Source organism: Kitasatospora sp. NPDC059599, from assembly GCF_042735125.1.
In the GTDB taxonomy this organism is placed as follows: domain Bacteria; phylum Actinomycetota; class Actinomycetes; order Streptomycetales; family Streptomycetaceae; genus Kitasatospora.
In genome coordinates, this window is record NZ_JBHWCL010000020.1 from 81,979 (window position 1) to 91,092 (window position 9,114).

Genomic DNA, 9,114 nt, shown 5'->3' on the forward strand with positions numbered 1-9,114 from the left:
TCGTCATGACGCGCACCCCGGCACCGACCCCGACGCTCACCCCGGCGGACCTGCGGCTGCTCGCCGCCGCCGGCGGGGCGGCGCCGTCGCTGCACAACAGCCAGCCGTGGCGCTTCGCGCCGACGCCGGACGGGCACGGGCTCGCCGTGTACGCCGACCCCGGCCGGGCCGTGCCGCTGGCCGACCCGGTCGGGGCCGCCCGGCACGTCGCGGTGGGCGCGGCCGTGTTCAACCTGCGGGTGGCCGCCGGCCGGCTCGGCCGTGAGCCGGTGGTCCGGCTCCTCCCGGACGCCGCCGAGCCGGCCCTGCTCGCCGTGCTCGACCTCCCCCCGGCGAGCCCGGCCCGCGCGAGCGCCCCCTTCGGCCGGGACCTCTACCCCGCCGTGGCCGCCCGGCACTCCAGCCGCGAGCCCTTCGCCCAGCGCGACGTGCCCGAGGCCGTGCTCGGCGAGCTGATCACCGCCGCCCGCGAGGAGGGCGTGACGCTGGCCGCCCTGGAGGAGGACGGCGTGCGGAGGGTGCTGGCCCTGACCGCGGAGGCCGAGCGCCGCAACGCCGCCGACCCGGCCCGGACCGCCGAGTCCCGGGCCTGGCTGCGGCCGGACGGCGCCGCCTCCGTCGACGGCATCCCGCGGTCCGCGCTCGGCCCGCAGGACCACGACGCCCGGGTGCCGATGCGCGAGTTCGCCGGCCGGCCGCCGCAGGGGCCCGCGCAGCCCTCCCGCCGTTTCGAGGCGCTGCCGCAGCTGTGCACCCTCACCACCCCGGGTGACGGCCCGCTGGACTGGCTGCGCACCGGCCAGGGGCTGCAGCGGGTCTGGCTGCTGGCCACCGTGCACGGTGTGCGGCTGACGGTCTGGCACCAGGCCGTCGAGTGGCCGGACACCCGCTGGGCGCTGCGCGACCCGGACGAGGGGCCGGGCCACGTCCAGCTGGTGCTGCGGATCGGCTACGGCACGCCCGGCGCGGCCACGCCCCGGCGCCCGGTCGCGGAGACGCTGGGCGCGCTCGGCGATCCGGCCGGGGCCGTCCCGGAGACGTCGCCGGGGGTGGCCACGGCACCGCCGACCGGGCCGGTCGCCGCGCCCTGAACGCCGTGCCCCGAACGCCGCGTACCGAACGCCGTGGCTCAGCGCGGCCGGTCCGCCGCCGCCAGCACCCGGGCGCTGAGCCGGAGTTCGGGGCTGTGGCGGAAGGTGAGGGTGAACCCCACCCACTGGCCGGCCCGCAGCGGCGGCGGGTCGGCGATCATCAGGTCCGCGTCCTCCGGGGACATCACCAGTTCGCCGCGGCCCGGGACGGGCAGCGCCGGGGCCGGCTCCCAGCGGCCCGCCGCGCCCTGGTGGAGGTGCCGCTTCAGGGTGACCTTCCCGCCGAACTCCCATTCGGCGCCGATGAGTTCGTCCGGTACGTCGCCCGGGTTGCGGATCGTGAAGAAGGCCGCCGTGGCCGGGGCGGCGCCCGCCGCCGGCAGCAGCACCCAGCCCGGTGCGGCCTCCACCGGGCGGGTTCGGCCGGCCCCGCCGACCGCCGTCCAGCCGGTGAGCAGGACCAGCGCCAGCGCCGCCGCGGCGACCGGTGGGCCGGCGACCTTCAGCCGTTCGAACACGCTCACCGCCGCCCGCCCTTCCGGCCGTCGAAGCCCGTGCCGCGCCCCGGGGCGCCCCGGCCGGGCTGCCAGGTGCGCAGCCGCAGGCTGTTGCCCACCACGAGCAGCGAGCTGAGCGACATCGCGACCGCCGCCAGCATCGGGTTGAGCAGCCCGACCGCGGCCAGCGGGATCAGCACCAGGTTGTACCCGAAGGCCCACAGCAGGTTGGCCCGGATCGTTGCGAGGGTCCGGCGCGCCAGCCGTACGGCGTCCACCACCGCCTCGACGTCACCGCGCACCAGGGTCAGCCCGGCCGCGCCGATCGCGGCGTCGCTGCCCGAGGCCAGCGCCACCCCGAGGTCGGCCGAGGCCAGGGCGACCGCGTCGTTGACGCCGTCGCCGACCACCGCCACCGTCCGCCCGGCGGCGCGCAGGTCGGCCACCACCTCGGCCTTGCGCTCCGGCGAGGCCGAGTCGTGCACCCGCTCGATGCCCAGCTCCTGCGCCACCGCCCGGGCGGCGCCCGGGCCGTCCCCGGTCAGCAGGACGGTGTCCAGGCCCATCCCGCGCAGCCGGTGCAGCGCCCGCCAACTGCCGGGGCGCAGCGTGTCGCCGACCGCCAGCACGGCCGCCGGTTCCCCGTCCAGCTCGACCGCGACGGCCGTACGGCCCGCGTCCCCGGCCCGTGCCACGGCCTCGGCCAGCACCGGCGGCAGCACGGCGCCGTCCGGACGGACCACCCGGACGGCCCGGCCCTCGACCGTTCCGGACACCCCGAGCCCGGCGACGGCCGCGAAGCCGTCCACCGGCGGCAGGGCGCCGCAGCGTTCCCGGGCCGCCGCCGCGACGGCCCGCCCGATCGGGTGCTCGGAGCGGTGCTCGACCGCGCCCGCGAGCCGCAGCGCCTCCCGCGCCCCGGCGCCGTCGGACGCGTCGGTCCGGTCGGGCCCGGCGCCGCCGGCGGCGGTCACCTCGGCCAGCTCCATCCGGCCGGTCGTCAGCGTCCCGGTCTTGTCCATCACCACGGTGTCCACCCGGCGCAGGCTCTCCAGCACCTCCGGGCCGCGCACCAGCACGCCCAGCTCCGCGCCCCGCCCGGTCGCCGCCAGCAGCGCCGTCGGCGTCGCGAGGCCGAGCGCGCACGGGCAGGCCACCACCAGCACCGCGACGGCCGCCGTCACCGCCGCCTGCGGGGCCGCGCCCGCGCCCAGCCAGAAGCCCAGTACGGAGGCCGCGACCGTCAGCACGCAGGGCACGAACACCCCGGCCACCGCGTCCGCCAGCCGCTGCGCCCGGGCCTTGCCGGCCTGCGCGTCCGCCACCAGGGCGCTGATCCGGGCCAACCGGGTGTCCGCGCCGACGGCCGTCGCCCGGACCACCAGCGCGCCGCCGACGTTCACCGTCGAGCCCGCCACCCGGTCCCCGGGGCCGACCTCGACCGGCACGCTCTCCCCGGTCAGCAGGCTCAGGTCGAGCGCCGAACCGCCCTCCACCACCACCCCGTCGGTGGCCACCCGCTCACCCGGGCGCACCACGAACTCCTGCCCGGGCAGCAGCAGTTCGACCGGCACCAAGCGCTCCTCGCCGTCCGCCCCGCGCAGGCACACCTGCTTGGCGCCCAGCTCGGCCAGCGCCCGCAGCGCGGAACCGCTGCGCCGCCGCACCCGGCCCTCCAGCAGCCGCCCGGCCAGCACGAACAGCGGCACCCCGACCGCCGCCTCCAGGTACACGTGCGCTGCGCCACCGCCGTCCGCGGTCAGCGAGAACGGCATCCGCATGCCCGGATCCCCGGCCCCGCCGAACACCAGCGCGTACGCCGACCACCCGAAGGAGGCCGCCACCCCCAGGCTGACCAGGGAGTCCATGGTCGCCGCCGCGTGCCGCAGCCCCTGCCACGCCCGCCGGTGGAACGCGGCCGAACCCCAGGTGACCACCGGGACGGCCAGTCCGAAGCACACCCACTGCCAGGCGGTGAACTGCAGCGCGGGCACCATCGACAGCACCAGCACCGGGACGGCGAGCAGAGCGGTCACCAGCAGCCGCAGGCGCTCGTCCGGCTCCTCCGCCGCCACCGCCCCGACCGGCACCCCCTCGGGCACCGGCTCGGCGGTGTACCCGGCCCGCTCGACCGCCGCCACCAGCTCGGCGACCGGCACCCCGGCCGGGTGCAGCACCCGGGCCCGGCCGGTCGCCAGGTTCACCCCGGCCGTCACCCCGTCGATCCGGCCCAGCCGCTTCTCCACCCGGCCCACGCACGCCGCGCAGGTCATCCCGCCGACCGCCAGGTCGGTGGAGACCAGGGCCGCGGGCTCCGCGACGGCGCTCACCGCATCCCGCCCATGCCGTGCCCGTCCATTCCCGGCGACGCCCCGCCCCCGCTGCCCGGCCGCAGGCCGGGCGACACCGGCCCCACCTGCCGGCCCACCCCGTAGGCCACCACGAACACCACCACCAGCAGCAGGGCGAACCCCGCCAGCACACTCGACGGCCGGACACCCGGCGATTTCGCACTCACCTCCCAGCAGTCGGACGGGCCCCGCGATCGGTTCCCGTACGGTCCGAAATCCCCGCGGCGAAGTCGCCGAACCAAATCGGATGACGGACCGCCACCCGGCCCGGTAGCGTCCGGGACGGCGCCTCCCGATGCGCCCGGCCCCGGTTACTTCCTCTGACAGCAACACAAGTGCCACCGGTGCCACTTCCGATCCCGGGAGGCGCCCGCTTCGGCGTGTGCCCGTGTCGGCTCGCGCCCGTCCGCGCGTGCGCCCGCACCGCACCCCGAACCACCGACCGCCGCACACCGCTGCACACCGCCGCACACCGCTGACCGCCGCACCCCGCCCCAGCCCGACCACCCACCAGGGGGACCTCTGCATGACCCGGTTCAACCGCCAACGGACCAAGGCCGCCACCAGGGCCGAGATCCAGCGAGAACTACCGGGACTCACCAGGCGCGGGGTGTCCTCCCCGCTCGCCACCGACGGCCTCTGGCCGGTACCCGAGGTCGCCCACCTGCGGCTGCCGCCGCCTCCGGTCCTCTCGCTCCGGGCCGCCGCCCCGGGTGGCCGGCCCGGGCGGCGCGGGGCGGTCACCAACCACCAGGGCGGGGCCGGGTACGTCCGGGAGCCGAAGTCGGAGCTGTTCCTGCTCGCCGTCTCCCACCTGTACGGGCAGGGCAGCTTCTACGAGGGAGCCGCCGAACGCGACGAGCGCTACCTCGGGCTGATCCGCGAGCACGCCGTGAGCGACCCGCAGTGGACCCTCGGGCTGCTGCGCTGGCTGCGCGCCGAGGCCCGGATCCGGACCGCCGCGGTCGTCGGCGCCGTCGAGTTCGTCCACGCCCGGGCCGCGGCCGGTTGCGCCGGCTTCTCCCGGCAGGCCGTCGACGCGGTGCTCCAACGGCCGGACGAACCGGGGGAGTTGTTGGAGCACTGGACCGCCCGGTACGGCCGCCGGCTGCCCCAGCCGCTGCGCCGGGGCATCGGCGACGCCGTCCGCCGGCTCTACACCGGCCGCGCCCTGCTGAAGTACGACACCCCCTCGCACCGCTTCCGCTTCGGTGACGTCCTGGAGCTCACCCACCCCGCGCCCGACCCGGCCAAACCCTGGCAGGGTGCGCTGTTCCGGCACGCCCTGGACCGGCGGCACCGCCCCGACCGGGCCGTGCCGCCGGCCGACGAGCGCCTGCTGAGCGCCCACCACGCCCTGCTCGCCGTCCCGGCGGACGACCGCCGCGCACTGGTCACCGAGCCCGGCGGGGCGGACCGCCTCGCGGAGGCCGGGATGACCTGGGAGGCCCTGGCCGGCTGGCTGCAGGGCCCGCTGGACGCCGCAGCCTGGGAGGCCGTCATCCCCTCGATGGGGCCGATGGCGCTGGTCCGCAACCTGCGCAACTTCGACGAGGCCGGAGTGTCCGACGAGGTGGCCGCGGAGGCGGCCCGCCGGATCGCCGACCCGGAGGAGGTGCGGCGCTCCCGGCAGTTCCCGTTCCGCTTCCTGGCCGCCCACCGGGCGGCCGGCGCGCCGCGCTGGGCCGACGCCCTGGAGACCGCCCTCGGCCACTCGCTGGCCGGCGTCCCGGCGCTGCCCGGCCGGACCCTGGTGCTGGTGGACCGCTCGGGCTCGATGTTCGACCGGCCGTCCGCCCGCACCAAGCTCAACCGGGCCGACACCGCCGCCGTCTTCGGCACGGCACTGGCCCTACGGGCCGAGCGGGCCGACCTGGTCCAGTTCGGCTCCGGCAGCGGCGTGATCACACCGGAGCCATCGGTGCTGCAGACCCTGCGGCGCTTCCGCGAGCTCGGCGGCACCCGCACGGCCGCCGCGGTCCGCGCGCACTACCGGGACCACGACCGGGTCGTCGTGGTGACCGACGAGCAGGCCCACGGGCCGTCGGGCGACGTCTTCGCACCCGTCCCGGAAGAGGTCCCGGTCTACACCTGGAACCTCGCCGGGTACGTCACCGGCCACAACGCCCCGGGCCCGCACCGCTACACCTTCGGCGGCCTCGGCGACGCGTCGTTCGCGCTCGTCCCGCTGCTGGAACGCGGCCGCACCGTCGCCTGGCCCTGGGAGTGATCAGGGCCGCACGCTGCGCGGCCCGGTCACGGCCGCGCCCAGCGCACCGACGCGGGCGCGCAGTCCACGGTCGGCGGTGACCACCACGCAGGTCCGGTCCGGGTGTTCGGCACGGGCCGCCCGGACCACCTCCACGATCCGGTCGTCCCCGCTGCCGTCCGCCTCGACCACCCGCACCTCGGGCAGTCCGGTGACGCCCCGCGCCGCGCCCTCCACGACCAGCACCACCTCCAGCGGGCCCGGGTACTCCGCCAGCCCCCGCCCGGCGACGACGACCAGCCCGTCCCGCAGCCGCTCGGCGGCGCCCCGCCGGTCCCGCCACCAGCCGTCGGGTACCGACCCGACCACGTTCGCGCCGTCCACCACCAGCAGCGTCGGCGTGCCCTCGTTCGCTCCCATGGCCGCCAAGCCTGCCACCCCGTACGCTGCCCGGCCGAACCGGCACCGCACCCGGACCGTCCGGCGGAACTCGTGGCGAGATGGGTACATTGCCACCACATGGGAGGGATAAGCTCGACCGACTTCGAACAGGGGTGGGAACGCGATGGACGACGAGAAGGAACCGCTCTCCGGGGAGGACGCCGCGCATGAGGCGGACCCCGAGGCGGAGCTGCTGGGACGACGCGTGGAGTACCTGTTCGAGTACGTGCAGCCGCTGGGTCGACGGTTCACGCTGCAGGAGGTCGTGGACGGAATCCGGCAGAGCGGCCCCAACGCGCCGAAGCTCTCGGTCGGACGCCTGTGGGCGCTGGTCAAGGGCAAGGCGTCGAACCCCACGGTGTCGACCCTGCGGGCGCTGGGTGACTTCTTCGGCGTGCCGCAGGCCTACTTCATCGACGACGACGTCGCCGCCAGGGTCTCCGCCCAGCTGTCGCTGATCTCCGCCATGCGCGCGAACGACGTGCGGTCGGTGGCCCTCCGTGCCGCCGACGTGGCCACGATGTCCAGCCAGGGCCTGGACATCGTACGGTCGCTCGTCGAGCAGGGTGGCGCAACGGAGCGTGGGGCCGAAGAAGAGGAACCCGCGAAGCGGGGGTGACCCGAGTTCGTACGTCCGTGCCAGAACGGTCCGCCATAATGATCACGGCTGACGGCGGGTCAGCTCGTCGGATCCGGGGGGAACGGGCATGGACGTCGATGAATGCCATGAGCAGGCAGGCAGGTTCGCGGAGTTGCTCCGGCGCTTCGATCTTCCGAGGCCGTTCCGCCTCGACGACCTGTGTGAGGCCGTAGCCGCGCTGCGAGGCCGTCCGCTCCGGCTGCTCCCGATGCCCCGACCGGCGGACGCCGGGGTGTGCGGCCTGTGGGTGGCGTTCGGGGCGGTGGACCACGTCTACTACGCGCCCGTCGCCAGTGGCGTCCACCAGACCCACATCATCCTGCACGAACTGGCGCACATGCTGCTCGACCACCGGCAGCCGTCCGGTGCCGCGCCCGAGATGCTGGCTCAGCTCTTCCCCGACCTGGACCCGGCCATGGCGGTGAGGCTGCTCGCCCGCAGTCAATCCGGAGCGGCCGACCGGCAGGAGAAGGAAGCCGAACTGCTGGCGTCCATGATGTGGCAGCACTTCAACGTCGCACCGCTGACCGCGGCGACCGCGCCGACCGAGGACGCGAACACGCTCAGGCGGGTCATCGACGCCTTCACCCGCTCGGGGATCGGAAGGTCGTCATGAGGCTGTTCGACCTGATCGTCGTCCCGTCGATCTCGCTGATCGCCCTGTGGAAGGCCAGGGGCCTGGCGTCGGCTGACCGGCGCGATCGGGTGCTCTGGTCGATGTGGGCGATGTTCGCCGTCTCGTTCGTGATCGGCGTGCCCGCCGTCCGGAGGGTGATCGACGCGGCCATCGGGGTCCGGAGCATTACCAACCTCCTCGTTCACATCCTGGCCCTCTGCGCTGTGACGGCCTTCTTCGAGTTCGTCCGGGAGGCCACCGAGGCCTCCGGTCGGCTCTCCCCGCTCCGCTGGGCCTTCCTGGCAGGTTCGGTACTCGGTCTCACCGGCACCTTCGCGGCGATGCCGCGCCCGGACGGCGAGGCGGACCTGCTGACGGCCAACGTGGGCCAGCCGCTGACGGACGCCTACTGGGCGATCTTCCTCGGATACATCTCCATCGGCTGTGTGATCGGGACCAGACTGTGCTGGCAGTACGGTCGGCACGCGATGCCCGGGTCTTCGCGAACCTTCATGACGCTCGTCGGGCTGGCCAAGCTGGCCGGATTGCTCTACGTCGTCCAGCGCTCGGTGTACCTGCTGGCCGGCACGCTGGGGTGGCCGAACCTCGAACCCGCGCTCGCGGTGGCCACGACCCAGGTGCTGTTGGCCGTCTGTGTCCTCCTGATGATCGTGGGGATGACGTGGCCTTCGCTCTCCGAACTGATCCGGCGCCGACGGGCCTGGCGGCAGGCGCGTGCGATCCGTCCCCTGTGGAGCATGGTGAAGGCGGCGACGCCCGCGACGGTGCTTCCGTTGCCACGGAAGCTCCGGTCGGAACCTGACCTCGTCCTCTACCGCTACGTGATCGAGATCCACGACGGCGTTCTGGCGTTGGACCGGCACCTCTCCCCGTCCGACCGGGACGAGGCCGAACGCGTGCTGTCCGCCGCCATGCCACCGGGAGCGGATCTGGACGCCGCCGTTGAGGCCGTCCTGCTCTCACTCGCGCTGCAGGCGAACCGCGTGGGTGCGGCACCGCGGGGCACCGGGGACACGCTGACGCTCGGGCGCATGGAACTCGCCGACGAGATCGACTGGTGCCGGAAGGTGGCGGCGAAGGTCCGGTCCGAGCGGGTGGCCCGTGCGGTGCGGAGCCTGCGATCCGCGGGCGACCCGCTGTGCCCGTGAGCCGGACGCGCGCCGGGGGGCGGTGGGGCGGGGCCCGGCGCGCGGCGTCTCCGAGGGTAACCCGCGGAGGGCTGCGGCGGAGACGGCGGGGAAATGGGCG

General features: G+C 75.8%; 9 protein-coding genes. 5 read left to right on the forward strand and 4 right to left on the reverse strand.

The window, feature by feature from the left end:
• Nucleotides 1–5: 5 nt before the first annotated feature.
• A complete protein-coding gene (locus tag ACFV04_RS10620; RefSeq protein WP_380528281.1) occupies nt 6–1,091 on the forward strand; it encodes an Acg family FMN-binding oxidoreductase in 1,086 nt (361 codons plus the stop codon).
• A 38-nt stretch (nt 1,092–1,129) separates the two neighbouring features.
• Here the strand turns inward: ACFV04_RS10620 and ACFV04_RS10625 are convergent, their stop codons facing one another.
• From ACFV04_RS10625 to ACFV04_RS10635, 3 genes are read right to left on the reverse strand one after another with little or no spacing between them, the layout of a single operon-like run.
• The gene (locus tag ACFV04_RS10625) at nt 1,130–1,615 is read right to left on the reverse strand and encodes a copper chaperone PCu(A)C (RefSeq protein WP_380344902.1); all 486 of its coding nucleotides are present in this window, start codon (nt 1,613–1,615) and stop codon (nt 1,130–1,132) included.
• Entirely contained in the window at nt 1,612–3,918 is a 2,307-nt protein-coding gene (locus ACFV04_RS10630) for a heavy metal translocating P-type ATPase (RefSeq protein ID WP_380528283.1), read from the reverse strand. Before ACFV04_RS10630 ends, ACFV04_RS10625 begins: the two co-directional genes overlap by 4 nt.
• Nucleotides 3,915–4,106 carry a hypothetical protein gene (locus ACFV04_RS10635; RefSeq protein ID WP_380344899.1) on the reverse strand — a complete coding sequence of 64 codons (192 nt, stop codon included), beginning with the start codon at nt 4,104–4,106 and terminating at the stop codon, nt 3,915–3,917. Before ACFV04_RS10635 ends, ACFV04_RS10630 begins: the two co-directional genes overlap by 4 nt.
• Before the next feature lie 359 nt (nt 4,107–4,465).
• Between ACFV04_RS10635 and ACFV04_RS10640 the strand changes: the two genes are divergently transcribed.
• Nucleotides 4,466–6,169, forward strand: coding sequence for a TROVE domain-containing protein (locus ACFV04_RS10640; RefSeq protein WP_380528285.1), 1,704 nt, complete (start codon nt 4,466–4,468; stop codon nt 6,167–6,169).
• On the opposite strand, the gene ACFV04_RS10645 is transcribed toward ACFV04_RS10640, so the two are convergent.
• Nucleotides 6,170–6,568 carry an NTP pyrophosphohydrolase gene (locus tag ACFV04_RS10645; RefSeq protein ID WP_380528287.1) on the reverse strand — a complete coding sequence of 133 codons (399 nt, stop codon included), beginning with the start codon at nt 6,566–6,568 and terminating at the stop codon, nt 6,170–6,172.
• 145 nt (nt 6,569–6,713) lie between these two features.
• On the opposite strand from ACFV04_RS10645, the gene ACFV04_RS10650 reads away from it, so the two are divergent.
• The 3 genes from ACFV04_RS10650 (at nt 6,714) to ACFV04_RS10660 (ending at nt 9,014) form a co-directional block, all read left to right on the forward strand.
• Complete coding sequence (locus ACFV04_RS10650) at nt 6,714–7,208, forward strand: hypothetical protein (RefSeq protein WP_380344893.1); 495 nt, start codon at nt 6,714–6,716, stop codon at nt 7,206–7,208.
• A gap of 88 nt (nt 7,209–7,296) precedes the next feature.
• On the forward strand, nt 7,297–7,845 hold the full coding sequence (locus ACFV04_RS10655; protein ID WP_380528289.1) for a hypothetical protein: 549 nt from the start codon (nt 7,297–7,299) through the stop codon (nt 7,843–7,845).
• Nucleotides 7,842–9,014, forward strand: a complete 1,173-nt coding sequence (locus ACFV04_RS10660; RefSeq protein ID WP_380344890.1) for an MAB_1171c family putative transporter — start codon at nt 7,842–7,844, stop codon at nt 9,012–9,014. Before ACFV04_RS10655 ends, ACFV04_RS10660 begins: the two co-directional genes overlap by 4 nt.
• Nucleotides 9,015–9,114: the final 100 nt, after the last annotated feature.

Coding starts and splice junctions, on each gene's coding strand:
- ACFV04_RS10620 (WP_380528281.1), top strand. CDS start 6: ATGACGCGCACCCCGGCACCGACCCCGACGCTCACCCCGGCGGACCTG.
- ACFV04_RS10640 (WP_380528285.1), top strand. CDS start 4,466: ATGACCCGGTTCAACCGCCAACGGACCAAGGCCGCCACCAGGGCCGAG.
- ACFV04_RS10645 (WP_380528287.1), bottom strand. CDS start 6,568: ATGGGAGCGAACGAGGGCACGCCGACGCTGCTGGTGGTGGACGGCGCG.
- ACFV04_RS10650 (WP_380344893.1), top strand. CDS start 6,714: ATGGACGACGAGAAGGAACCGCTCTCCGGGGAGGACGCCGCGCATGAG.
- ACFV04_RS10655 (WP_380528289.1), top strand. CDS start 7,297: ATGGACGTCGATGAATGCCATGAGCAGGCAGGCAGGTTCGCGGAGTTG.
- ACFV04_RS10660 (WP_380344890.1), top strand. CDS start 7,842: ATGAGGCTGTTCGACCTGATCGTCGTCCCGTCGATCTCGCTGATCGCC.